Here is a 23,287-nt window from a genome sequence, read left to right on the forward strand (position 1 = left end):
GTGCTGCTCGGGTGAAGTGATGCTCGCGCGCCCGGGCGGCGCGGGTCATGCGGCGTCGAGCTCGATCGCCCGGGCGTGCAGTGCGTGCCGATCGATCTTGCCGACCTTGTTGCGCGGCAGGTCGGTGACGAACGTCCACCGATCGGGCACCTTGTAGGCCGCCAGCCGCTCGGCCGCGAACGCCTTCAGGTCGGCTTCGGTCGGCGGTGCGGCGAGCCCGTGCTTCAGTTCGACGAACGCGTGCACGAGCGACCCGAGTCGTGCGTCGGGCGTGCCGACGACACCGCTGAGCTCGACGTCGGGATGCGCATCGAGTACGTCCTCAACCTCGCCGGGGGCGATGTTCGAGCCGCCCTTGATGATGATCTCCTTGATGCGCCCCTGGAAGAACAGGTAGCCGTCGTCGTCGCAGCTGCCCAAGTCGCCGGTGCGCAGCCAGCCGTCGACGAACGTCGCCGCGGTGTGCTCGAGGTCGTTCCAGTACCCGGTCATCACGCTGTCGCCGCGGATCCAGATCTCACCCGTCTTGCCCACGGCGACATCCTCGCCGGCGGTGTGCTCGGCCGCCGTGACGATGCGGGCCTCGACACCGACGCGCGGCACGCCGATCGAGCCGCGCTTGATGACGCCGAACGACGGGTTCATGGTGGCCCCCTCGCACTCGGTCAGCCCGTAGAGCTGGTTGAGCTCGAGGTCGGTGACCTTCGCGAACTCGGCATACAGGTCGGGCGAGATCTGGTCGCCGCCGCACTGCACTTCGCGGAGGCATCCGAAGTCGACGACCTTCGCGCGGGGGTCGACGACGGCGTCGAGCAGCTGTGCCGGCAGCAGGATCGTGCGTGTCGGGCGCTGCGTGCGCAGAGCATCGAGGAACAGGCCGGGATCGCTCTCGGCGAGGATCACGACCGTTCCGCCCGCGAGCAGGGTCGGGAACGCGACCCCGACCGAGGCCCCGGCGTGGCAGATCGCGGTGGCCGCGAGCGAGACATCGTCGGCGGTCAGCTGCTGGGTGGCCACGCGTCCCGACGCCGAGGCGAGGATCGAGCGGTGCGTGTGGGTGACGCCCTTCGGCTTGCCGGTGCTGCCCGAGGTGTAGAGGATCATGGCGGGGTCGTCGTCGACGACCGTCGGCCAGTCGGTCACCTCGGGTGCGGCGCCGACGACGTCGGGCCACCGGTTCGCCGTGCCCTCGGGTGCGTCGCCGTACACGTAGACGCCGGTGAGGCTCGGCGACGCCTCGCCCACATGCTCGACGACCGGCAGCAGAGGGCCGTCGACGATGAGCAGCTTCGCCGCACAGTGGTCGATGGCGAAGACGACCTCATCGGTCTGGAACCGATGGTTCAGCGGTACGGCGATCGCGCCGATGCGGAAGCACGCGAGGTAGAGCTCGACGAACTCCCAGCGGTTGCGCATGAAGATCGCCACGCGATCGCCGTGCGCCACGCCCAGCGAAAGCAGGCCCCGCGCCGACCGTTCGATGGTGTCGGCGAGGGCGCGGTACGAGATGAATGCGTCGTCGAAGACGAGCGCGGACTTGTCGGGTGTTGCGGTGAGCGCGTCCTTCAGCAAGAGGTTCAGCGACATACGCGCAACCTAGCAGCGCCGCCGCCCAGCGGCACGTCCCCGATCGTGCGGCGCAGCGACGCAGCGGCTCAGACCGTCAGCACGAGCTTGCCCCGCACGGCGCCCGACTCGAAGTCGGCAAGCGCCCGCGACACCCGCTCGAGCGGGTACGTGCGATCGACCACGGGGTTCACCTCGCCCGCCTCGATCAGGCGCGTGAGTTCGGCGAGGTCGTCGCCGTTGCGGCGTGCCGTGAGCGGGCGCAGCCCCTGCGAGACGAACGGGTTCATGAGCGAGGCACGGATGATGCGACCGAACGGGCCGAACACCCTGCCGCCGGTGCCCGACGAGAGCACGAGCGTGCCGTGCGGAGTGAGGGCACGACGAATGCGGCCGAGCGAACGATCGGCGACCAGGTCGAAGACGGCGTCGTACCGGCCCGTCGCGTCGGTGTAGTCGTCGCGCAGGTAGTCGATCACATGGTCGGCGCCGATCGCCCGCACGTGCTCGGCCTTGGTGCCGCGGCAGACGCCGGTCACCTCGGCGCCCATCGCCTTGGCGAGCTGCACGGCGAATCCGCCGACGCCGCCCGAGGCCCCGGTGACGAGCACATGCCGGCCGGCACCGACGTCGGCGAGGCGCCAGCCCTGAAGTGCGGTCGTCGCCGAGACGGGCACGGCGGCCGCGTGGATCGCGTCGATGTTCGCCGGCCGTCGGGCGACGAACTCCTCGGCGACCGCCACGAGCTCGGCGTATCCGCCCTGGTCGGACTCCGCGTACACCGGGTCGCCGACCGCGAACCTCGTCACCGCCGGTCCGACGGCCTCCACGATGCCCGCGACGTCGCGCCCGATCGTCGGCTGCTTCGGGTGCCGCATGCCGAACGCGAGGCGCACGGCGCGCGGCTCGCCTCGCATGATGTACGCGTCGCCCGCGCTCACGCCGACGGCCTGCACCCGGATGAGCACGTCGCCAGGCGCCACGGTCGGTGCACCGACCTCGGCGAGCGCGAGCACCTCGGGCCCGCCGTAGCGGTGCTGCACGACGGCCCTCATGACGCCGCCCCGGGCGTCGCGCGCGCTTCGCGCAGCACGGGCGCCATCGCGACGACGACGTTGCCGGCCTTGTGCCCGCCGTCGACGCGGCGATGGGCCTCGACGATCTCGTCGAACGGCACGACACGGTCGATGACCGGCACGATCGCTCCCGACGCGGCGAGTTCGCCGATGAGGGCGAGGTCGGCCGACTTCTCGGCGATGCCGTGCAGGCCGGTGAACATGATCCCGGCGCGCCGCCCGGTCGACGACGACCTCGCATGCCTCGCCCGCAGCAGCACCGACAGCGCCGGTACGGTCGTGAGGTAGATGCCGTCGGGCGTGAGCGCCGGCCGGCATTCACGGAACGAGCGCTTGCCGACCGCGTCGAAGATCACGTCGTAGCGGTCGCGTGCCTCGGTGAAGTCGTCGCGGGTGTAGTCGATCACCTCGTCGGCGCCGAGCGCACGCACGAGATCGAGGTGGCCGGTGCCGCACACGCCGACGACGGTCGCGCCGAGGTGCTTCGCGAACTGCACCGCCGACGACCCCACCGTGCCCGACGCGCCGTTGACGAGCACGGTCTGGCCGGGGCCCACCCGCCCGCCGTCGCGCAGGAACGGCATCGCCGTGAAGAACCCGTCGAGCAACGAGACTGCGCTCGCCGCGTCGAGCCCGTCGGGGATTCGGGCGACCAGGCCGTCTTCGGCGATGCGCACGCGTTCGGCGTGGGAGCCCGGCGCGGGAGCGAGCGTGCCGTACACGCGGTCGCCCGGCGCGAACCGGCGAACGGCCGACCCGACTCGTTCGACCACGCCGGCGAAGTCATAGCCGAGCACTGGATGCTTCGGCCGGGTGAGCCCGAAGTCGAGCCGTGCGAACGCCGGCCGCCCGAGCCGATTCGTGCTGTCGGTCGCGCCGACCGTGGCCGCCTCGACCCGCACGACCAGGTCGGGCTCGGTGGCGACGGGTTCGTCGACCTCACCCATGCGCACGACCTCTGGCCCGCCATACCGTTCGACCACTGCTGCCCTCATGATGCCGTCTCCTGGCTCTGTGCTGTCTCGTCGTTGTGGGGGTACTGGAACACCGCGTCGAGCGGCACCCCGAACACCCGCGCGATCTGGAAGGCCATCTCGAGTGACGGCGAGTAGCGCCCCTGTTCGATGGCGATGACGGTCTGCCGGGTCACGCCGAGTCGTTTCGCGAGCTCGGCCTGCGTCATCTCTCCGGCGCGGAACCGCAGCGATCTGATGTCGTTCGTCACTCGCGTCGGCTTCACCATGTCGGCACGCCTTTGCGGTACGCAACGAGCTTGGTGATGCTCGACAGCACGGCCGACAGCACGAAGCAGAGGTAGACCGCGTTCGCGATCCAGAACCAGTGCATCTCGAGCATCGCGAGCACCAGTGCCGCCAGCGCCCCGATGACCACGAACGAGCCGCCGACGCGCTCACCGAGGCGGTCGATCTCGCGATCGCGCACATCGCCCTTGGTGCTCTCGCTCGGGAAGACGATCTCGATGAGAATGCGGGCGACGATCGACGCAACGATCGCACCCCCGATGGTCCAGAGCATGATCGGCACGTAGTCGATGTCGTCGACCGGAGTGCCACCGGCGACTGCTGGGAACACGAAGGCCGAGTACACCGTGACTCCCGCAATCGCGATCACCAGGTAGAGCCAGGTTCCCTTCTCCTCGTACGACATGGCGCCGACCCTTCATGTAAAAAACATTTGACATGCTCAGTGTCAACCAAATTTCACACCATGTCAATGTTTTTTTACACCGATGTGCATGCGAACGGATGCCGCAACGCGGTGCCGCGGCGTCCGCTCGAGGCTAGTGACTGCCGTCGACGAGCTTCAGGCCGACCACGCAGCCCACGAGTCCCGCGATGAGGGCGAGCTTCACCCACGAGACATCCGTATCGCCCGTGATCATCGCCCAGATCACGGTGAGCGCCGCGCCGATGCCGACCCAGACCGCGTAGGCAGTGCCGGTCGAGATGTCACGCATCGCCCACGCGAGCCCGCCCATCGAGAGGGCGAGCGCACCGAAGAAGATCACCGACGGCCAGAGCTTCGTGAAGCCGTCGGACTTGCCGAGCGCGGTGGCCCAGACTGCTTCGAGCACGCCCGAGACGATGAGGATGACCCATGCCATGACTGTTCACTCCCTGAGTGCCAGTCTTGTCGCATTCCGGGTACTGGGTTCCCTCGTCCGGGGCCGCAGTCTGCGACCGACACTCAGACTAGCAATCGCACCTGTTCACGCACTGTGCAGGTCAGGCGCTGTGCAGGTCAGGCGCTGCGCAGGTCAGGCGCTGTGCACGAGGGCGAAGTGCTCGACGACCGGGAACGGTTCGTAGAACCCGTGCAGCAGCGCGCGCCAGCGGTCGTACTCGGGCGATCCGCGGAACCCGACCTCGTGCGCCTCGACGCTCTGCCAGTGCACGAGCAGCAGGTACTCGTTGGGCGTCTCGATCGATCGCGACAGCCGCAGGTCGACGAATCCTGGCATGCCCGCGATGATCGCCTTCGCCTCGGCGAACGCCGCTTCGAAGTCGGCCTCGCGGCCGGGTATGACGGGCAGGATGGCGTGCTCGAGGATCACGCGCCCACCCTACCCGGCAGTTTCGGTGGGTCGCGCTCACCGGCGGCCGCCGTCCACCGATAGCGTTCGGTGATGCGCCCCACCGCACTCCTCCGCTTCCTGCTGCCCGGCCTCGTCGCCGTCGGGGCGTGGTTCGCCTCCGACGCACTCTCGCAGTTCGCGCTGTCGACGACGTCGCCCACGATCTCGAAGGCGCTCCGCCTCGTCGCCCCGGCCACGATTCAGGCCCCGCTCAGCGCCCCCGAACCGTGGGGCGCCTGGGTCGCCGTCGCGAGCGTCCTCGCGGTGGGCGCCGGCTACCTGTTCTTCAGCGCGGTGTTCCGAGCCGGCGGCGGCTCCGCCGGATTCGCGGCCGGCTGGCTGGCTGCCGTGCTCGCCGGCGTCGTCGCGGTGGGCGTGCCGACCGGTGTGCAGATGGCTGCGGCGGTGCTCGATCGGCAGCTCCAGGCGTTCCCGACCCCGGAGGTGGTCGACGCGGCCGCGTTCTGGGGCGTCGTGTGGGGCTGGCTGCCCGCGCTCACGGCGACTCTGCTCGCTCGGGCCGGCGCGTCCGCCGTCGCCGCGGCACCTTCGGCTGACAGGCCGGCACCGGCCGGGCCGGGACGCCGACGCGTCATCCTCGTCGCGTCCTCCGCGGTGGCGGCCGTCCTCGGCCTCGGCGCTCTCGCCATCGTGACCCCGCTCGCCCTCGACGCGCAGCGCGCCGTCGATCAGGCGGTGATCGCCGAGTCCGAACCTGCCGCACCCGAGCCGGTGGGCGTGCCGATCCCCGAAGTCGCGCCGGGCGAGTGGCAGATCGACCCGACGTGGTGCACCGAGAACCAGCTCGCCTTCACCGCGTCGACGCCCGACGGGGCCGCCGGCCACCGCGGCATGCGGATCACCGCGACCAACACCAGCAACGCGCCGTGCGTCGTCGAGGGGTACCCCGACCTCGCCTTCAGCGACCCGGTCACGAACGGCTTCGAGACGAGCATCCTGCACGGCGACGGCATGCTCACCGAGCCCGATGCGGGGCCGGTGCGCCTCGACGTCGCGCCCGGCGCCTCGGTGGAGGCCGACCTCTCGTGGAACACGCTCGCGCACAGCGACCGCGACCCTGCCGGGTTCATGCATATCGCCGCATACCCGGGCGCGGTGCGCCAGTTCGTGCAGGTCGACACCGACATCACCGGCGGCGAGCTCGAGGTCACGGCGTGGCGGGCCGCGGCGCCCGCCGCGGCAGGCTGAAGCACCTGGCCGGCGACTCCGTCACTGATGCCACAGGCGCATCAGTGTCGGAGTCACGCACTGATGCCACAGGCGCATCAGTGTCGGAGTCACGCGGCGTAGCGCATGGCTGGGCGCCGAGCGCGCGAGCCGCGCGCTCAGCGCGTGAGCGAAAGCACACCCACGCCGATCGACATCAGGGCGAGCAGCACCGGCATGCCCGCGTGCCGCACATCGCCGTGTCGAACATGGAATCCGATCGCGACTGCGAAGTATGCGGCGAGGGCCGACGACGTGACGACCGCGAGCGGCGCCCAAGCGAGGCCGGCGAGCAGCGCGGCCGCAGCGGCAATCAGCAGGTAGGCGAGCGGAGTGAGCCAGGACTCCGGCACCCCCGCCCGAGCATAGGCGGCGACCACGGCCGGCGTGTGCGTGAGCTTTCGTGCCGCCGCGTACACGAGCGCTGCGGCGAGCAGCGACGAGACGATGACACTCGAGATGAACATCACGACCCCTATCTGAACATGTGTTTAGATACAAGCATGGCACAACCGAGCAACCGGGCAAAGCTCCTGCAGGCGACCCTGCGATGCTTCGACACGCTCCCCGTCGACAAGATCACGGTGCGAGCGATCGCCGCTGAGGCGGGCGCCAATCCCGCCTCGATCATCTACCACTTCGGCTCTCGCGACGCGTTGCTCTCAGCAGCCGCGGTCGAGGGTCTCGACCGGTGGCTGTCCGAACTCGCCGTCGGGCTCGAGTCGGTGTCCGGCGACGACCCTGGCGGCCGGCTCATCCGGGTCGCTGCGATGGCGGCAGCGACTCGCACCGCGCGGGCGCCGCTCGCCCGCGCCTATCTGACGGCAGTGGCGATGTCGCTTCACGACGAACGCGTGCGGGTCACGCTCGCCGACGGCTTCCGCCGCGCCCGACCGGTGCTCGCAGCCGTGCTCGGCCTGGGTGATGACGCGGGCGGCGGCGATGCGGCCGGGCTGCTGCTCGCGATGTTCCACGGCATGCTCGTGCAGACCCTGCTCGACGACGACCTGGCGATCGACGGCGTGCGCCTCGAATCCGGTCTCGCCCGCGTGCATGCGACCCTGACGGGTTCCAGCTGAATGCGACGTGGGTTGCCTCGCATTACGACACCAGGCGGATGCCTCTCCCCCGACCAGTAGCGTGAACCCATGGCAGATCGCGAATACGGCTTCAAGACCCGCGCCATCCACGCGGGCAACATCCCCGACACCGTGACGGGCGCTCGCGCCCTGCCGATCTACCAGTCGAGCGCCTTCGTCTTCGACGACACGGCCGACGCCGCAGCGCGCTTCGCACTGCAGAAGTACGGCAACATCTACTCGCGCCTCGCCAACCCCACGGTCGCGAGCTTCGAAGAGCGCATCGCGAGCCTTGAGGGCGGCCTCGGCGCCGTCGCCACCGCGAGCGGACTGAGCGCGCAGTACATCACCTTCGCGAGCCTCGCCGGCTCGGGCGACCACATCGTGGCGAGCGCGAACCTCTACGGCGGCTCGATCACGCAGCTCGATGTGACCCTGCGCCGGTTCGGCGTCGAGACCACGTTCGTGCAGTCGGCGAACGCCGACGACTACGCGGCGGCCATCACCGACACGACGAAGGCCGTCTTCGTCGAGACGATCGCGAACCCGTCGGGCGAGATCGCCGACCTCGAGGCGCTCGCCGATGTCGCGCACGCGCACGGCATCCCCTTCATCGTCGACTCGACCATCCCGACCCCGTACCTCAACCGCCCCATCGAGTGGGGCGCCGACATCGTGACGCACTCGGCGACGAAGTTCCTCGGCGGACACGGCACCACCCTCGGCGGTGTCGTCGTCGAGTCCGGCCGCTTCCACTGGCACTCCGACAAGTTCCCCCTGTTCGGCCAGCCGGTGCCGAGCTACGGCGGCCTCGAATGGTCGGGCAACTTCGGCGAGTACGCGTTCCTCACGCGCCTGCGCGCCGAGCAGCTGCGCGACATCGGGCCGGCACTCGCCCCGCACTCGGCGTTCCTGCTCGCCCAGGGCGTCGAAACCCTGCCGTACCGCATCCAGGCCCACCTCGACAACGCCCGCGCCGTCGCCGAGTGGCTCGAGGCCGACTCGCGCATCGAGCGAGTCTGGTGGGCGGGCCTGCCGAACCACCCGCACCACGACCGCGCGAAGAAGTACCTCCCCAAGGGCCCGGGCTCGGTCTTCAGCTTCGAGGTCAAGGGCGGCCGCGCCGTCGGCCAGAAGCTCATCGAGTCGGTGAACCTCGCGAGCCACGTCGCCAACATCGGCGACGCCAAGACGCTCGTCATCCATCCTGCGTCGACCACCCACGCCCAGCTCAGCGAGCAGCAACTCGTCGACGCCGGCGTGCTCCCCGGCGTCGTCAGGATTAGCGTGGGCATCGAAGACGTTGAAGACATCATCGACGATCTCGATCAGGCCCTCGCGGCCGCGACAGGAGCAGCACGATGACGATCACCGATCCCGCGACGACGGCGATCGACGCGACGGCAGAGGCAGGGGCTTCCGACGGCAAGGAAACCGTGCGCCTCGTCAACGGGCTCTCCTGCGAGCTGCCGGCGAACTCGCCGCTCGCGAAGCTGCTGCACTCGCAGCGCACCTGGATCGGGCCCGACGCCAAGGAGCGCCTGAAGATCCTGCGCGAGGCGAAGTCCGTCGCGATCGTCGGCGCCTCGCCGAACCCCGCACGATCGAGCTACTTCGTCAGCACCTACCTGCAGCAGTCGAGCGACTATCGCCTGTACTTCGTGAACCCGAACGCGACCGAGATCCTCGGCCAGCCGGTCTACAAGAGCCTCGCCGACCTGCCCGAGGTGCCCGACATCGTCGACGTCTTCCGCCGCGGCAGCGACATCCCGAGCGTGATCGACGATGTCGTCGCCATCGGCGCGAAGACCATCTGGGTGCAGCTCGGCATCTGGAACGAAGAGGCCGCATACTACGGCGAACAGCAGGGCCTCACGGTGGTCATGGACCGCTGCATCAAGGTCGAGCACGCCCGGTTCAACGGCGGGCTGCACCTGCTCGGCTTCGACACCGGGCAGATCACCTCGCGCAAGACGCTGCGCTGAACACTCAGCCGACCCGCTGAAGCGCGCGCTCACGTCGCTCGGCGACGCGCGAACCGGACTCCTTCCGCGCCATCCGCCGAAGCACTATGGGAGCCAGTACGATCCCGGCGACGACCCACGCCCCGAGCACCATTGCGGTTTCCACGGGGCGCCACGATCCGCCGATCTCGACGGCGGCGGCAGCGTCGGGTAGCAGCGCCGACCGCATGCCGAGGCCGAGCCAGTAGACGGGGAACACCTGGGCGATCCACGCCAGCCACTCGGGCAGCGCCGTGATCGGCGCGAAGATGCCCGAGATCGCGATGAGGCCGAGTATCGGCAGCGAGAGGTAGCCGGCGCCTCGAGAGCTCGAGACGAGCGATCCGAGGGCGGCCCCGATGGTTTGGGTGGCGATGAGGCCGAGCACGACCACCCATGCGAAGGTCAGCCACGAACCGGGCCTGCCGAGGTCGAGCCCGTCGACGAAGACGAGCCCGGGAAGCAGCACGATCGCGAGGTACGCGACGATCGTCGCCGAGATCTGCACGAGCTTGCCGATCAGGTACGCCGGAATGCCCTGGGGCGTGATCTTCGCGCGCAGCAACGATCCGTCTTCACGGTCGGCAGCGAGCTGCTGCACCACGAGGAGCATGCCCAGCGCCACGAACATCCCGAGGGTGCCCGGCAGGATGAAGGTGTCGAGCGTGTAGCCGGCGCCGATCGACACGTCGCGCACGAGGAAGATGGCGACCAGCGTCGCAACGGGCCAGAACACCTGGCCGACCAGTTCGGCGCCGCTGAAGGCCAGCCGCAGTTCGATCAGCCCGCGCCCGAAGCCCGCCCGGGCACCGGTGATGGTGGTGCTCATCGGGGTGTACCTTCCAGTTCGCGCTCGTTCGCCCGCACGTCGGCCGACTCGGCTGCCTGCACGAGCGCCAGATAGGTGTCCTCGAGCGACGCACGCCGGATCTCGAGTTCGCTGATGCCCGTGTGGTGCTGCAGGAGGAGCTCGCGCGCGAACGCGGTCGCGTCGGGCACGTCGCGTGTGAAACGCTCCCCCGAGAACACCCAGCTGACCTGGTCTTCCCCGACGATCTGCCGTGCCAGTTCCGGCGAGGTGCCGTCTGCGATGATCCTGCCCTGCGTCAGGATGACGATGCGGTGTGCGAGTTGCTCGGCCTCGGCGAGATCGTGCGTCGTCATCAGGATCGTCGTGTCGAACTCCTGCGCGATCAGGCGCACGAGCTCGTGGAAGTCTCGACGTGCCCGGGGGTCGAGCCCGGCCGTCGGCTCGTCGAAGAACACCAGCTCGGGACATCCGACGAGCCCGATCGCCACGTCGAGCCGACGTCGCTGGCCGCCAGAGAGCGACTTGAGCATCATGTCGGAGTGCGCGCTGAGCCCGACCGCGGCGAGCAGCGCATCGACGTCCCACGGGCGTGGGCGGTGCTCGGTGGAGTACGGGGCGTACAGCGACCCCTGGTATTCGATGAGTTCGCGGACTCGCCACTTGGCGTGGTCTCGCCACGACTGCAGCACGATCCCCACGCGCGCACGCCACACCTCGTCGGCGTGTGCCGGGTCGACGCCGAGCACCGCGACGCGCCCGGCCGACCGCATGCGCAGGCCCTCGAGAATCTCGATCGTGGTGGTCTTGCCCGCGCCGTTCGGCCCGAGGAGCGCCAGGACCTCGCCCCGGTTCACCTCGAACGACACGTCGCGGAGCACCTCATCGGTGCCGTACTGCATCCGCAGCGCTTCGACCTCGATCACCGGTCGATCGCGCACGCTCATCAGAGTTCCTCGAGTCGGGTGATGAGCGCAGCTCGATCGACACCGGCGTAGGCGAGCGCACGGGGGACGGTGCCGAGATCGGCGCGCAGGACGCCGACGAGCGCGTCGGCGACCGCGAGTCGTTCGCGCTCGGCGCGGGCACGGCCCCGATGCGCTGTGAAGTCGGCGCGCCGCAGCGCTTCGCGCACCGTCGTTCCCCAGATCGGCCGCGACTTGCGCGTGGCGGCGAGTCGCTCGTCGGCGACGGGCTCGATGCCGGCTGCGCGCAACGACCGTTCGCGTTCGCCGCGCAGCGCGGCGTCGACTCCGTCGTGGTCGAGGCCGAATTCGGCGAGTGTGCGGCCGGCGACGTCGCGTCCGGCCGAGATGGCCAGCAGCAGGTGCTCGGCCTCGACGCTGGACGCGCCACGGTCGATCGCCTCGTCGATCGCATTGATGATGACCTGCTTCAGCGTCGGGTCGAGTGCGTCGTCGTCCAGGCGGTCAGGCATTGCGTCTCCTCAGTTCGATGCCGGCGAGTTCGAGCCGTCGGTGATGTTTCTTGTGCACGGCCTGTCGGCTGATGCCGAGTGCCTCGGCGACTTGCGTCCAGCTCCAGCCGGCGCGCATCGCACGCTCGACGGCCGCGTCTTCGAGACGGTCGGCGAGCTCGCGCAGGGCGAGCACTGCGGCGAGGTCGTCGGCTTCGGCTCCGGTGGGGTCCGGACTCTGCTGGTTCGGCGGGGTCATAGAAGCAACTTAGGTTGCTTATTCGGATTTGTCAACCATAGTTGCTTAATGTTGACGCTGCACGGGCCACAGGGGTCGAATTGGCCGTTGCTGCGAACATGACGCTGCGATTTCATCGAAGGATGCACGACGACTTCGAGTTCTCCACCGACCCTGCCCGCCTCGACCTCGATCGAGTCCACACCTGGCTCGCCGACGAATCGTATTGGGCCATGGGTCGCTCGCGTGCCGCACTCGAGGCCGCGGTCGCCGCTTCGCGCAACTACGGCGTCTACGACATCGCCAGCGGTGCGCAGCTCGCCTACGCCCGGGTGATCACCGATGGAGTCACCTTCGCCTGGCTGTGCGACGTGTTCGTCGATGCCGAGGCGAGAGGCCGCGGCATCGGCGTGGCGCTCATCGGGCAGATCATGGCATCGCTCGAGCCCCTCGGGCTTCGACGCATCGGCCTCACGACCGCCGACGCGCACGGACTCTACGAGCGGTTCGGGTTCCGCCCGCTCGACCAGCCGGAGCAATGGATGGCCCGCATGGCCCCGATCACCACGGATTGACCGCGACGACGAGACGGCTCAGGCCGAACCCGACTCGCGCTCGACATCGTCAGCGGTGGATGCCCCCACACCCCTTCCGTAGGCCAACATGAGAAAGCTCGTGCCGTCGGGACGCTCGAACGTGAACTCGCGCTCATGCAACCGCTCGAATCCGAGGCGCTCGTAGAGCCGCTGTGCCGAGAGCATGTCAGGCCCGGTGTTCAGCACGACCCGCTCGATGCCGCGAATGCGTGCGAGCCGGAGCACGTGCGAGACAAGCGCTTCGCCGACGCCCCTGCGACGCGCCTGCGCTGCGACGCCGAGGAACCTGAAGTCGAGCTCGCCCTCGCGTGCGAGCGGCGAGATCGCGCCGGCGGGCCTGGGAGTGGAAACGGTTCCGAGCAGCGCGCCGGTCGCGGCATCCGTCGCCACCCAGACCTGGTGGTCGCGTGCGCGCTCGGCGACCGCGACGATGTCGGCGCGATACGCGTCGCTCAACTCGAAGTCGCTCGCATACGCGGCCTCGACGAGCCCGGTGACCGCCTCGACCTCGTCGGAGCGCATGAGCCGCACGCGGATGTCGGGCGTGGCGGAGTCGGTCGGCAACATCGCCATCCAGCTTACGGCGCGCAACTCGGCGTCGGGCTCGACAGCGCGCCGCCGACCACGACCGAGTCGCCTCGCCGGGCCGGCGCTCGTCGCGCCGGTCGGTGTCGGCGCGCCCGCAATCGGGCCGTGTTGCGCCGACACCGACGATTGTGCGCCGAACCCGCGCCGTGAACGTCGGATGCGCATGATTCTGCGAATTCCCGCCACAACGGTGCGCGGGGCACGGCGTACCCTTGAAGCGTGACAGCGTTCGTCTCTGCCCTCGATCTCTTCTCGATCGGGATCGGCCCGTCGAGTTCGCACACCGTCGGCCCGATGCGGGCCGCGCGAGCGTTCGTGGCGGGTCTCGAAGCCGACGGCACGCTCGAGCGCGTCACGCGCATCACGTGCTCGCTCTACGGGTCGCTGGGCGCCACGGGGCTCGGCCACGGCACACCCGACGCTGTGGTGGCGGGTCTCGCAGGCCTCGAACCGCACGACTGCAACCCCGACGACGTGCGCGGCGCCTGGCTGCGCCTCGGCGACGCGGGCGTCGAACTCCGCGTGCTCGGTCGCCACCCGGTGCGGATGTCCCAGTCCGACGTCTCCCTCGAACCGCGCACGCGCCTGCCGGGGCACCCGAATGCCATGACACTGCAGGCCTGGGGCGACGACGACGCGCTCCCCTTCGCCGAAGAGACGTACTACTCGGTCGGCGGCGGGTTCATCCGCCGCGAGGGCGACGCCCCCGAGCAATCCGAGGCGTTGCGGCATCCGCTGCCGTATTCGACCGCAGCCGAGCTGCTCGATCTCTGCGACGAGCACGGTGTGTCGTTCTGCGATGTCGCCCGCTTCAACGAGGTCGCCGTGCATGGCGAACAGGGCATCGACGCAGGACTCGACGCCATCTGGGCCGCCATGGCCCAGTGCGTCTCGCACGGGCTCGCCACCGAGGGCACGCTTCCCGGCGGATTGCGCGTGAAACGCCGCGCCCCCGAGGTGCGCCGGCGCCTCGAAGAATACGACCGCGACGCCTCGGCCCATTCGAGCGGTCTGCGTGACACCTCGACCGAATGGCTGCACGCCTTCGCACTCGCCGTGAACGAAGAGAACGCCTCGGGCGGGCGAGTGGTCACCGCCCCGACCAACGGCGCAGCGGGCATCATCCCGGCCGTCGGCCACTACTACCTGAGGTTCGTGCCCGGTGCCGATGCCGCCGGCATCCGCCGCTACCTGCTCACCGCCGCGGCGATCGCCTCCCTCGTGAAGAAGAACGCCTCGATCTCGGGCGCCGAGGGCGGGTGCCAGGCCGAGGTCGGTTCGGCGTGCGCCATGGCCGCGGGCGCCTTGTGCGCCGTGCTCGGCGGCACTCCGCGCCAGATCGAGAACGCCGCCGAGATCGCCATGGAGCACCACCTCGGCCTCACCTGCGACCCCGTGGCCGGCCTCGTGCAGGTGCCGTGCATCGAACGCAACGCGATCGCCGCGTCGACCGCGGTGTCGGCCGCGCGGCTCGCGCTGCACGGTGACGGCACCCATCTCGTCTCGCTCGACACCGTCATCGAGACGATGCGCCAGACGGGCCTCGACATGATGACGAAGTACAAAGAGACGAGCGAGGGCGGCCTCGCGGTGAACGTCATCGAGTGCTGAGAGCAGTTCGGTCCCGCCCGCGTGACCCCCGATCGGGCCGCTCGTGCAGACGCCGATGTTCTGCCACGCTGTGCTGATGGACAACCCTGCTGCCCCGACTCCCGATCCGAACTCACTCGACCTGCTCTGGGGTGCCGGCCTCATCGGCATCATCATCGGGCTCGTGATCTACCTCGCCGTGCTCGGCCTCATGATCTGGATCGGCTACCTGATCATCAAGGCCGCCGTTCGCAACGGTCTTCGCGAGCACACACTCTGGCTCGAGAGCCGGCGCGGCCCCCTGAGGTGATCGGCTGAGCTCATCGGCCGGGGTGCCCAGGCGTCGGTCGGCGGGCGAACCTCAACACGCGCAGCTGATGACGCCGACCTCGCCCGTCGGCAGTTGCGCACCGCCGAGTCCGGCCGCCGCGACGTTCGTCAGCGCATCCACCGGGCGCTGCATCACGCCGTCGGCGGTGTCGTACGCGAACCCCTCGCGTACCCAGTACTCGAACCCGCCGAGCATCTCTTTGACCGGGTGGCCGAGCAGCGCGAACTCGAGCGCGGCCCGAGTCGCACCGTTGCAGCCGGGGCCCCAGCAGTAGACGACCACGGGCGTCCCGGCCGGAATACGCCCCGGCGCCTCCTGGGCGATGCGTCGACCCGGCAGGTGCAACGCGCCGGGCACGTGTCCCTGCGCCCACGATGCGTCGCTGCGGGTGTCGACCACGATGAACCCGGGCTCGTCGGCCGCGAGCGCGGTCGCGACATCCGACACATCGGACTCGAACGCGAGTCGCCCGCGGAAATGCGCGATCGCCTCATCGGCGGTCGCGACCTGGGCGAAGAGCGGGGGAACAGTGCGCGTCGTCGTGGACTCGGTCATGCACACAGCCTGCCAGCGGGACCGCGCCCGAGCCCGCTCAGATCACGCCGTTGTGGCGCGACATCCGGCCAGCCTTCAACGGTGTGCCGGACTCATGCCGACGCGAAGAACTCACTCACGGCGGCGCCGAGCGCGGCGAGGTCATCGACGTGCGCGAGTTCGCGCGCTGAGTGCATCGACAGCAGCGGCACGCCCACGTCGACGGTGCGGATGCCCAGGCGCGTGGCGGCGAGCGGGCCGATCGTCGACCCGCACGGGATCGCGTTGTTCGAGACGAACGCCTGGGTCGGCACTCCGGCGCGACGGCACACGTCGGCCCAGAGCGCGCTGCCCACCGCATCGCTCGCGTACTTCTGGTTCGCGTTGAGCTTGAGCAGCGGGCCGCCGCCGAGCACCGGGTGGTTGCCGGGATCGTGCCGCTCAGCGAAGTTGGGGTGCACCGCGTGCCCGGCGTCGGAGCTGACGATCCACGACGACGCGAACGCGCGCCGCCGTTCGATCTCGCCGGCACCGAGCGCTGCCGTCACGCGCACGAGCACGTCTTCGAGCACGGGCCCGCTCGCTCCCGAGCGCGACTCCGAGCCGAGCTCCTCATGGTCGAACGCGGCGAGCACGCTGACGTGCGCGGCGTCGTCGGGTGCGGCGAGCAGCGCGACGAGGCCGGCGTACACCGAGCTCAGGTTGTCCATGCGCCCGGCGGCGAAGAACGCATCGGCGAAGCCGAAGCGCGCCGGTGCGTTGGTGTCGGCGAGCAGTAGGTCATGGCCCACGATGTCGCCCGTCGCGAGGCCCGCGTCGTGCAGCACAGCGGCGAGCAGGTCGGCGTCTGCGTCGAGATCGACCGCGGCACCCCAGACCGGCTGCGTGTGCCTCTGCTTGTCGAGCGTGAGCCCCTTGCTGTTCACCTCGCGGTCGAGGTGGATCGCGAGCTGCGGGATGCGCAGCATCGGGCCGGTGCGCACCAGGTGCGTGGCACCGTCGACGGTGGCGACACGCCCGGCAAGCTCGAGCTCGCGGTCGAGCCAGGAGTTCAGCAGCGGCCCGCCGTAGACCTCGACGCCGGCCTGCAGCAGCCCCTCTGAGTTCGATGTGGGGTTGGGCTTCAGCTTGAACGACGGCGAGTCGGTGTGGGCGCCGAGAATGCGGAACGGCGTCGCCGCGCCCGCCGACGCCGGCTGCACCCACGCGATGACCGCCCCGTCGCGCACGACGACGCGCCGCCCGGGGGCCGCAGGCCACTCGGCCGTCTCGTCGAGCCGTTCGAACCCGGCCTCCTCGAGGCGCCGGGCGACCTCTGCGGCCGCGTGGTACGACGACGGGGAGGCTTGGATGAATGCGGCGAAGTCGGCGATGTACGCATCGGTGTCGAGGGTGGGCATGCCTCCATCCAACACCGGTCGACGCCGTCGCGCGAAACCGCAGTGCTCAGGCGAACCGCACGGCTGCCTGCAGTCGCGAGCGAACCTCCATGACCTCGGTGCCGCCGAGATGGGGCGAACCGGGCAGGCCCTCGCGCACGGCGCTCGCGAGCCGTGACCGCCGCACGAGCGCCACGGCCGCGCCGCGCACGGTGCCGCCGAGTTCGAGGGGCTCGCCGGCGTGGTCGTCGGGCACGACCACGACGAGCGCGGTCGGCTTCACGCGTGCCGCCCGGCCGATGGCCTTGGCGCGCGCAGCCAGCGCGCGGATCGGCCGCTCGCCGCCGAGCACCTCGCCCACGAGTTCTCCGCGTTTCAGCGCCACCGGCCCGCCCCAGTCCTCGGACTGGATCGCGAACAGCCCGGTCGGCCCGAGCACGAGGTGGTCGAGCTTGGGCGGCAGCCCGCGGCCGGCCGCATCGGTCGCGATGTCGTGCCAGATCGTGTACGCGATGCCGAGGTTCGCGAGCGAGCGCGCGGTCGCCTCTTCGGCGAGCGCGTCGGCGAGCACATGACGGATGTCGCGGGGTGCGCTTCGCACGAGCGCCGGGTCGTAGGGGTCGTCGAGCGTGACGCCGCGCCCCGCCCACTCGCGCACGAGCGACAGGTACACCTCACGCGACAGGCCGCCGGGATGCCCGTACGACCGTGCCTGCGGCCGCGAGTCGCGGCGGGGCTTCGGGGCCGCCGGCGCCCACGCCTCGTGCGCGGGCTCGGCCGTCGCGGCACGGCCGCCCCGGTCGAAGGCCGCACGCGCTTCGATCGTGCCCACGAGCTCCCATGCGAGCTGCACGGCGTGGAACCGCTCGGGGTCGCCGCCGGTATCGGGGTGGGCGCTGCGCAGGGCGCGCCGGTACGCGAGGCGCAGCGTCGCGGCATCCGCGTCGGCGGGTACGCCGAGCACCTCGTACGGTGAGTCGGAGAGCGGACTGTCGGGCATGGGCTCGCTTTCGATATGCGACCACGAGAATACCCTCGCCGCCGGGGGAATCGCCGAGTCGTGGCGCACTCGCCCGCCACGATCCCCACCGATAGACTCCGTGCAGGCCCGCAGGGCCGCGGAGGGGGCCGTCATGGTGATCGAGGTCAACTACTGGGCCGTGGTCGTCGCGACACTGTCGACGATGGTCGTCGGGTCGATCTGGTACACGCCGAAGGTGTTCGGAAACTACTGGATGCGGGTTGCGAAGGTCGACAACACGGGCGATCGCAACGCCGTCGCGCCGATCCTCATGACCCTCGTCGTGAGCTTCATCTCGGCGTGGGTGCTCGCACTGGCGACACAGGTGGCCTGGGAGGCGCTCGGGGGCAACTACCTCGTCATGGCGATCACGACAGGGCTCATGCTGTGGGCGGGCTTCACCGCCGCCCGCTTCATCACGCACGATGCGTTCGAGGGGCGCCCGGCAGGGCTCACGATCCTCAACATCGCGCACGAGCTCGTCACCGTGCTTGTGATGGCGCTCATCATCGGCGTGTGGCCGCCGGCCGGCACCGTCTGACGTTGCGCGTCTTCGTTGCTGCGAGCGGATGACCCTGCCGGTCATTCGCGCGGCAGCAGCAGCACCCCGTCGTCGATGAGGGCCCGCACTGCGGGCAGCAGATCTGCTGCGAGCGCCCCCTCGTCGACCTCGAGCAGTTGCGCGAGCGCACCGACGATCGCCCCCACCGCGAGTTCTCCGTCGCACGCGCCGACGAGCCCCGCAAGGCCCGTGTCGAGCGCGATGGCGCGGCCGAACCCGCCGCCCTGACGCAGCAGCATCGCCGTCGGGTCATCGTCGCCCGGCCAGTAGTGGCGCTCCTCGGTGACGTCACCGGCGACGGTCAGCCGAGTCGCGGCGAGCGCAGCATCGGCGAGCGACGCCTGCAGGTCGTGCGCGGCGAGGCATTCGGCGAGGTGCCCGCCGAGGCCGGCACTGACATCGCCGAGTGCACCGTGCAGGCGCTCGACCCGAGCCAGCCGGGCCGTCGCCGGGCGACCGGTCGCGACATCCGCCGTGTCGGCCGGCCGCCGCAGCAGCACGTACCCGAACCCGACCCGCTCGACACCCCGCGCCTCGAAGTCGTCGAGCCAGGCCGTGTAGAGCCGGTCGAAGGCCTCGGATCCCGGTCGGGTGCCGCCGTCGCGGATCCAGGTCTCGGCGTATTCGGTGACGTGCTGAACCTCGCGCTCGACGATCCAGTGGTCGAGGCCGGCGGCCCAGCCCGCCGCTCGTGCGAGGCCGTCGCCGTCGCCCGGGTACTCCCAGTTGCCCAGCAACTGCGCGACTCCGCCGGGTTCGAGATGCTCGCCTGCCGCCCCGATCACCGCGGCGACGAGCGCGTCTCCCACCATGCCGCCGTCACGATAGTCGTACTCGGGCACCCCGGCCGCGCGCGGCGTGATGACGAACGGCGGGTTCGACACGATGCGATCGAACCGTTCGCCCGCGACCGGTTCATAGAGGCTCCCGAGCCGCAGTTCGACGCCGTCGATGCCGTTGAGCTCGAGGTTCATGCCCGCGAGCTTCAGCGCGCGCTCCGAGATGTCGGTCGCGACGACCCGATCGGCGAAGCGCGAGGCGTGCATCGCCTGGATCCCGCAGCCCGTGCCGAGGTCGAGCACGCTGCGGGCAGCGGTCGGCAGCATCAGCCCTGCGAGCGTCGTCGAGGCACCGCCGACGCCGAGCACGTGCTGCTCGCCGAGCGGGCGCCCGAGCGCGAGCTCGCCGAGGTCCGAGAGGATCCACCATTCGCCGGTTCCCCTCGCGTCGGTGAAGGCGTAGGGCCGCAGGTCGAGCGCGCCGACGACCGATGATTCGCGCCGGGCGACCAGCCCGAGGTCGACGGCGCCGTCGACGCCGAGGTCGGGCAACGCTCGGTCGGCCTCGTCGGCCGGCACCGAAAGACCCAGCACGAAGAGCTCTGCGAGCGTCGCGAGGTCGGCGGATGTCCCGTGCTCGGCCCGGCGCGCATCGAGCACGCGTCGGGCGGGCACGCGTTCGCCCCGGTGCAGCGCGGCCGCGGCATCGGCGCCCCACAGCGCCTCGAGCGCGCCGACCGTGAACCCCGCCCGCCGCAGGTCTGCGCGAAGGCCGGCCAACAGGTCGGGCGAGTGCGCGGCGCGGCGATCGGAGCGCGGTTCGGTGCTCGGTTCTGCGCTGGGTTCTGCGCTGGATTCGGCGTTCACCCGTCAATTCAAGCGCACGCCGGCGGTCGATACCTCGCCGTCACCGGGCGTCCATGTCGGGCCTCCTCCCGTAACCCCGATGTCACACGGGACGCGTAACGTGAGCGTACGATCGTGGAAGCGAGGGGAGGCCGCTCATGGAGGAGTCATCGACGCTCGAGCGTCTGCGCCAAGACGCGCGCGACGAACTCTCTGCGCTCATCGAGTTGCGGTGCCGCCTCGGTGAAGACCCGTGGGTGTTCCTTCCCGACCTGCCCTCGGTCGACGAGCAGGTCGTCGCAACGTTGCGCGAAGAGCGCATGCACTCCGACGAGTGGGGCCGGGCGCGTGCGCGGGCCTATCACCCCGCGGCCCACGAGGGCGAGGTTGCCCGGTTCGAATACGAGCTGTTGCGCGGCATCGCGCTCGACCACCCCGACCTGAGTGCCGCAGTGTGGTCGGTGCTCGACCGGGTGCCCACCGCCTGGTGAGACTCAGACTCAGGCCGCGTCGGTCTCGACGCGCTGGGAGCGCCGAATACGACGCGTGACGATGAGCGCGACGAGCCGCCACCCGAGCAGCAGTGCCGCCAGCGTGAGCGCCGCGACGATCACGAACGCGAGCTGCACGCCCTGACCCGAGGCGGCGCGCAGCAGCATTCCCCCGACGAGCGTGGCGGCCCAGATCACCGTGCCGTTCGGCCACGGGCTGAAGGGATTGCGCCACGCACGCATCGCGAGCCATCCCGCCGCGGCGCCGGCGAGGAACGGCCACGCCGTCTGCGCGATGCCGCCCAACGAGAGTGCCTCTTCGTGGTTGCGCCGCCCGATGAGCACGAACGCGACGATGAGCGCGGCGTCGAGCACCGCCGCGGTCACGATCGGCGCTGCGGCGTTCGGGGGGGCGTTCGCTCATGCACCCATCGTACGTAACAGTCACCGCACCTCAGTCGGACGCGGTCTCACCGTCGGGGGCCGTCGCGATCGCCCCGAGGGCGTCGGCGTCGCCGACCGGCATCGCACACACGAACTCCCGGCAGCGGTAGGCGGCCGCACGCCCCTGCACCAGCCCCCGGGCGTCGAAAAGCTCGAAACCGGCGGCCGAGAACGCGCGCGCCTGCGATTCGGTCACGATGGTCGCGACGGATGCCTCGTGCGCGCGCGTCGCCCGGACGAGCCCGTCGGTCGCCGGCTCAGCGGTCATGGGCTCGCCCGCGTCGGTCGCTCTGACGCCGTCGGGCACGACCGTGACCAGCTGCACCACCGGTGCGACGAACCGTGCCATCAGGCGCAGCGTGCTGCCGAACGCGATCGGCCGAGCGAGAGCCGCACCCGCCACGCGCTTCATGGCCGCCTCGGCTGCCGCCCGATAGCGGTCGCCGGCGCCGAGGAGCCACAGGGTCCATGCGGCGTGCGCGCACGCCGACACGCCCGACGGCATCGCTCCTTCACCCGGGTCATCATCGACCGCGAGCCCGCGATCGGCCAGCACGGGGTCGGCCCCGTCGGGAGCGCGGAACGGCAGCGGCGCAGGCGAGGGTGTTCCGACACTGTCGGCCCCCACGGCGGCGGCGCTGCCCTCGGCCGCCGCCAGCGCGGCATCGATCAGAGATCGTGCAGTGACGGCGTACTCGGCATCGCCGGTTGCGAGTGCCAGCTCGAGCAGCCCGTTCGCGAGCATGCCGGTGTCTTCGAGGGTCGCGTGCGAACTCGAGATCTGGCCGTCGCGTGATGCCCGCACAAGACGGTCAGGGAGCACGTGGCGTTCGAGCAGGAATCGTGCCGCTCGCACGGCAGCGGCGCGGGCCGCCGCATCGTCGAGGATGACCGAAGCTCGTGCCAGCGCACTGATCGCCAGGCCGTTCCAGCCGGTCAGCACCTTCTCATCGAGCAGTGGCGGCGCGAGGGATCGGCGGGCTTCGGCGTCGGCGCGGTAGTAACCGCCTTCATTGCGGACCCCGTCGATGACGCTCTCGGAATCCTGGGCGCTCGCGAACCCGCCGCCCGCGAGCTGCATCGCTTCGGTGAGGAACCGGATGATGCCCCGTGCGATCGCCTCGGGCGCGACCTCGTCGGGATGGGACCGGGCCAATTCGGCGCTCGCCGACAGCAGCTGGGCGTTGTCGGTGAGCATTCGCTCGTAGTGCGGCTCTGTCCAGTCGGCTCGCGTCGCGTACCTGAAGAACCCGCCCTCGACGGGGTCGCGCAGTGCCGAGGCGCCCATGAGCCGCATGGTGCGCAGGGCGAGGGCTCGGCCCTCGCCTGGTGACGCGGCGAGGAACCGCACGACCGGTCCTACGGGGAACTTCGGGGCACCGCCGAAGCCGCCGTGCACGCGGTCCTCGTCGTCGGCGAGCTGCGCGATCGCCTGGCGCAGTGCGTCGGCCGACGGCAGATCCCCGGCCGTGCGGGCGGCTGATGTCTCGGCGAGGGCTTCGGCGACGGCAGCGGCCGTCTGGACGATCTCGCTGCGACGCTCGCGCCATGCCTCATCGACGGCGGCGAGTACCTGCCGGAACGACGGCATGCCCCGAGCCGGTTCTGGTGGAAAGTAGGTGCCGGCGTAGAACGCCCGGCCCTCGGGTGTCGCGAAGACGGTCAGCGGCCACCCGAGCTCGCGAGTGAACGCCGACGCCGCCGCCATGTAGGTCGAGTCGACATCTGGATGCTCCTCGCGATCCACCTTGATCGCGACGTACCGCTCGTTGAGCGCACGCGCGAGCGCCGGGTCGCTGAAGCTCTCGCGAGCCATGACGTGGCACCAGTGGCAGGTCGCATAGCCGATCGAGATGAGCACCGGCACATCGCGTGCCCGTGCCTCGTCGAAGGCAGCCTCGCCCCACGGATACCAGTCGACGGGATTCTGCGCATGGGCCCGCAGGTACGGGCTCATGGCGTCGTCGAGTCTGCCTCCCATACGCCTCAGCGTACTTCGGCTGGGTTAAACAAAGAGAGCCGCCCAACCTTGGGCGGCTCTCTTCGAATGAATGTCCGGCGGTGTCCTACTCTCCCACAGGGTCCCCCCTGCAGTACCATCGGCGCTGCGAGTCTT

28 protein-coding genes and 1 riboswitch are annotated in these 23,287 nt (G+C 70.4%); of the genes, 9 read left to right on the forward strand and 19 right to left on the reverse strand.

The window, feature by feature from the left end; translation table 11 throughout:
* Window positions 1–45: 45 nt before the first annotated feature.
* The 7 genes from ABD164_RS17390 to ABD164_RS17420 form a co-directional block, all read right to left on the reverse strand.
* Complete coding sequence (locus tag ABD164_RS17390; RefSeq protein WP_344297853.1) at window positions 46–1,587, reverse strand: class I adenylate-forming enzyme family protein; 1,542 nt, start codon at window positions 1,585–1,587, stop codon at window positions 46–48.
* 68 nt (window positions 1,588–1,655) lie between these two features.
* Window positions 1,656–2,621, reverse strand: coding sequence for an NAD(P)-dependent alcohol dehydrogenase (locus ABD164_RS17395; RefSeq protein ID WP_344297855.1), 966 nt, complete (start codon window positions 2,619–2,621; stop codon window positions 1,656–1,658).
* Window positions 2,618–3,637 carry an NAD(P)-dependent alcohol dehydrogenase gene (locus ABD164_RS17400; RefSeq protein WP_344297857.1) on the reverse strand — a complete coding sequence of 340 codons (1,020 nt, stop codon included), beginning with the start codon at window positions 3,635–3,637 and terminating at the stop codon, window positions 2,618–2,620. Before ABD164_RS17400 ends, ABD164_RS17395 begins: the two co-directional genes overlap by 4 nt.
* Window positions 3,634–3,885 carry a helix-turn-helix transcriptional regulator gene (locus tag ABD164_RS17405; protein ID WP_344297859.1) on the reverse strand — a complete coding sequence of 84 codons (252 nt, stop codon included), beginning with the start codon at window positions 3,883–3,885 and terminating at the stop codon, window positions 3,634–3,636. The genes ABD164_RS17400 and ABD164_RS17405 overlap by 4 nt, the downstream gene beginning before the upstream one ends.
* Window positions 3,879–4,310 (reverse strand): hypothetical protein, encoded by a 432-nt coding sequence (locus ABD164_RS17410; RefSeq protein ID WP_344297861.1) that lies wholly within the window; start codon window positions 4,308–4,310, stop codon window positions 3,879–3,881. The genes ABD164_RS17405 and ABD164_RS17410 overlap by 7 nt, the downstream gene beginning before the upstream one ends.
* Before the next feature lie 133 nt (window positions 4,311–4,443).
* Window positions 4,444–4,767, reverse strand: a complete 324-nt coding sequence (locus ABD164_RS17415) for a DMT family transporter (protein WP_344297863.1) — start codon at window positions 4,765–4,767, stop codon at window positions 4,444–4,446.
* Window positions 4,768–4,783: 16 nt separating this feature from the next.
* Window positions 4,784–4,849, reverse strand: a riboswitch (guanidine-III (ykkC-III) riboswitch).
* A gap of 71 nt (window positions 4,850–4,920) precedes the next feature.
* Window positions 4,921–5,217: an antibiotic biosynthesis monooxygenase family protein gene (locus tag ABD164_RS17420; protein WP_344297865.1), complete on the reverse strand. Its 297-nt coding sequence runs from the start codon at window positions 5,215–5,217 to the stop codon at window positions 4,921–4,923.
* A 72-nt stretch (window positions 5,218–5,289) separates the two neighbouring features.
* Here ABD164_RS17420 and ABD164_RS17425 point away from each other — a divergent pair, with 72 nt between their 5' ends.
* Window positions 5,290–6,447, forward strand: a complete 1,158-nt coding sequence (locus tag ABD164_RS17425; protein WP_344297867.1) for a DUF4232 domain-containing protein — start codon at window positions 5,290–5,292, stop codon at window positions 6,445–6,447.
* Between the two features lie 137 nt (window positions 6,448–6,584).
* Here ABD164_RS17425 and ABD164_RS17430 read toward each other — a convergent pair whose 3' ends face one another.
* A complete protein-coding gene (locus tag ABD164_RS17430) occupies window positions 6,585–6,932 on the reverse strand; it encodes a DoxX family protein (RefSeq protein WP_344297869.1) in 348 nt (115 codons plus the stop codon).
* A gap of 36 nt (window positions 6,933–6,968) precedes the next feature.
* On the opposite strand from ABD164_RS17430, the gene ABD164_RS17435 reads away from it, so the two are divergent.
* From ABD164_RS17435 to ABD164_RS17445, 3 genes are all read left to right on the forward strand, one after another.
* Window positions 6,969–7,544, forward strand: coding sequence for a TetR/AcrR family transcriptional regulator (locus ABD164_RS17435; protein ID WP_344297871.1), 576 nt, complete (start codon window positions 6,969–6,971; stop codon window positions 7,542–7,544).
* Window positions 7,545–7,613: 69 nt separating this feature from the next.
* Window positions 7,614–8,909 (forward strand): O-acetylhomoserine aminocarboxypropyltransferase/cysteine synthase family protein, encoded by a 1,296-nt coding sequence (locus ABD164_RS17440; RefSeq protein ID WP_344297872.1) that lies wholly within the window; start codon window positions 7,614–7,616, stop codon window positions 8,907–8,909.
* The gene (locus ABD164_RS17445; protein WP_344297874.1) at window positions 8,906–9,529 is read left to right on the forward strand and encodes a CoA-binding protein; all 624 of its coding nucleotides are present in this window, start codon (window positions 8,906–8,908) and stop codon (window positions 9,527–9,529) included. Before ABD164_RS17440 ends, ABD164_RS17445 begins: the two co-directional genes overlap by 4 nt.
* A gap of 4 nt (window positions 9,530–9,533) precedes the next feature.
* Here ABD164_RS17445 and ABD164_RS17450 read toward each other — a convergent pair whose 3' ends face one another.
* Genes ABD164_RS17450 through ABD164_RS17465 form a run of 4 tightly spaced genes read right to left on the reverse strand, consistent with a single transcriptional unit; the run spans window position 9,534 to window position 12,031 of the window.
* On the reverse strand, window positions 9,534–10,376 hold the full coding sequence (locus ABD164_RS17450) for an ABC transporter permease (protein WP_344297876.1): 843 nt from the start codon (window positions 10,374–10,376) through the stop codon (window positions 9,534–9,536).
* Entirely contained in the window at window positions 10,373–11,302 is a 930-nt protein-coding gene (locus ABD164_RS17455) for an ABC transporter ATP-binding protein (RefSeq protein WP_344297878.1), read from the reverse strand. The genes ABD164_RS17450 and ABD164_RS17455 overlap by 4 nt, the downstream gene beginning before the upstream one ends.
* A complete protein-coding gene (locus tag ABD164_RS17460) occupies window positions 11,302–11,793 on the reverse strand; it encodes a Clp protease N-terminal domain-containing protein (RefSeq protein ID WP_344297880.1) in 492 nt (163 codons plus the stop codon). Before ABD164_RS17460 ends, ABD164_RS17455 begins: the two co-directional genes overlap by 1 nt.
* Window positions 11,786–12,031, reverse strand: coding sequence for a helix-turn-helix domain-containing protein (locus tag ABD164_RS17465; protein WP_344297882.1), 246 nt, complete (start codon window positions 12,029–12,031; stop codon window positions 11,786–11,788). Before ABD164_RS17465 ends, ABD164_RS17460 begins: the two co-directional genes overlap by 8 nt.
* Before the next feature lie 122 nt (window positions 12,032–12,153).
* On the opposite strand from ABD164_RS17465, the gene ABD164_RS17470 reads away from it, so the two are divergent.
* Window positions 12,154–12,585: a GNAT family N-acetyltransferase gene (locus ABD164_RS17470; RefSeq protein WP_344297884.1), complete on the forward strand. Its 432-nt coding sequence runs from the start codon at window positions 12,154–12,156 to the stop codon at window positions 12,583–12,585.
* An 18-nt stretch (window positions 12,586–12,603) separates the two neighbouring features.
* Here the strand turns inward: ABD164_RS17470 and ABD164_RS17475 are convergent, their stop codons facing one another.
* Entirely contained in the window at window positions 12,604–13,173 is a 570-nt protein-coding gene (locus ABD164_RS17475; RefSeq protein WP_344297886.1) for a GNAT family N-acetyltransferase, read from the reverse strand.
* 240 nt (window positions 13,174–13,413) lie between these two features.
* Here ABD164_RS17475 and ABD164_RS17480 point away from each other — a divergent pair, with 240 nt between their 5' ends.
* Both ABD164_RS17480 and ABD164_RS17485 read left to right on the forward strand, forming a co-directional pair.
* A complete protein-coding gene (locus ABD164_RS17480; protein ID WP_344297888.1) occupies window positions 13,414–14,805 on the forward strand; it encodes an L-serine ammonia-lyase in 1,392 nt (463 codons plus the stop codon).
* Between the two features lie 76 nt (window positions 14,806–14,881).
* Window positions 14,882–15,094: a hypothetical protein gene (locus ABD164_RS17485; RefSeq protein WP_344297890.1), complete on the forward strand. Its 213-nt coding sequence runs from the start codon at window positions 14,882–14,884 to the stop codon at window positions 15,092–15,094.
* A 51-nt stretch (window positions 15,095–15,145) separates the two neighbouring features.
* On the opposite strand, the gene ABD164_RS17490 is transcribed toward ABD164_RS17485, so the two are convergent.
* From ABD164_RS17490 to ABD164_RS17500, 3 genes are all read right to left on the reverse strand, one after another.
* Window positions 15,146–15,670 carry a rhodanese-like domain-containing protein gene (locus ABD164_RS17490; protein ID WP_344297892.1) on the reverse strand — a complete coding sequence of 175 codons (525 nt, stop codon included), beginning with the start codon at window positions 15,668–15,670 and terminating at the stop codon, window positions 15,146–15,148.
* 92 nt (window positions 15,671–15,762) lie between these two features.
* On the reverse strand, window positions 15,763–17,049 hold the full coding sequence (locus tag ABD164_RS17495) for a M18 family aminopeptidase (RefSeq protein ID WP_344297894.1): 1,287 nt from the start codon (window positions 17,047–17,049) through the stop codon (window positions 15,763–15,765).
* A gap of 46 nt (window positions 17,050–17,095) precedes the next feature.
* Window positions 17,096–18,028 carry a J domain-containing protein gene (locus tag ABD164_RS17500; protein ID WP_344297896.1) on the reverse strand — a complete coding sequence of 311 codons (933 nt, stop codon included), beginning with the start codon at window positions 18,026–18,028 and terminating at the stop codon, window positions 17,096–17,098.
* Between the two features lie 133 nt (window positions 18,029–18,161).
* On the opposite strand from ABD164_RS17500, the gene ABD164_RS17505 reads away from it, so the two are divergent.
* Window positions 18,162–18,590 (forward strand): DUF1761 domain-containing protein, encoded by a 429-nt coding sequence (locus tag ABD164_RS17505; RefSeq protein WP_344297897.1) that lies wholly within the window; start codon window positions 18,162–18,164, stop codon window positions 18,588–18,590.
* A 41-nt stretch (window positions 18,591–18,631) separates the two neighbouring features.
* On the opposite strand, the gene ABD164_RS17510 is transcribed toward ABD164_RS17505, so the two are convergent.
* The gene (locus tag ABD164_RS17510; RefSeq protein WP_344297913.1) at window positions 18,632–20,170 is read right to left on the reverse strand and encodes a DUF7059 domain-containing protein; all 1,539 of its coding nucleotides are present in this window, start codon (window positions 20,168–20,170) and stop codon (window positions 18,632–18,634) included.
* A 224-nt stretch (window positions 20,171–20,394) separates the two neighbouring features.
* Between ABD164_RS17510 and ABD164_RS17515 the strand changes: the two genes are divergently transcribed.
* A complete protein-coding gene (locus ABD164_RS17515; protein WP_344297899.1) occupies window positions 20,395–20,727 on the forward strand; it encodes a hypothetical protein in 333 nt (110 codons plus the stop codon).
* 9 nt (window positions 20,728–20,736) lie between these two features.
* Here ABD164_RS17515 and ABD164_RS17520 read toward each other — a convergent pair whose 3' ends face one another.
* Together ABD164_RS17520 and ABD164_RS17525 are read right to left on the reverse strand one after the other, a co-directional pair.
* The gene (locus ABD164_RS17520; RefSeq protein ID WP_344297901.1) at window positions 20,737–21,114 is read right to left on the reverse strand and encodes a DUF3054 domain-containing protein; all 378 of its coding nucleotides are present in this window, start codon (window positions 21,112–21,114) and stop codon (window positions 20,737–20,739) included.
* Window positions 21,115–21,181: 67 nt separating this feature from the next.
* A complete protein-coding gene (locus ABD164_RS17525) occupies window positions 21,182–23,152 on the reverse strand; it encodes a thioredoxin domain-containing protein (protein WP_344297903.1) in 1,971 nt (656 codons plus the stop codon).
* Window positions 23,153–23,287: the final 135 nt, after the last annotated feature.

The sequence above is a fragment of the Agromyces neolithicus genome (assembly GCF_039529735.1).
GTDB lineage: Bacteria > Actinomycetota > Actinomycetes > Actinomycetales > Microbacteriaceae > Agromyces > Agromyces neolithicus.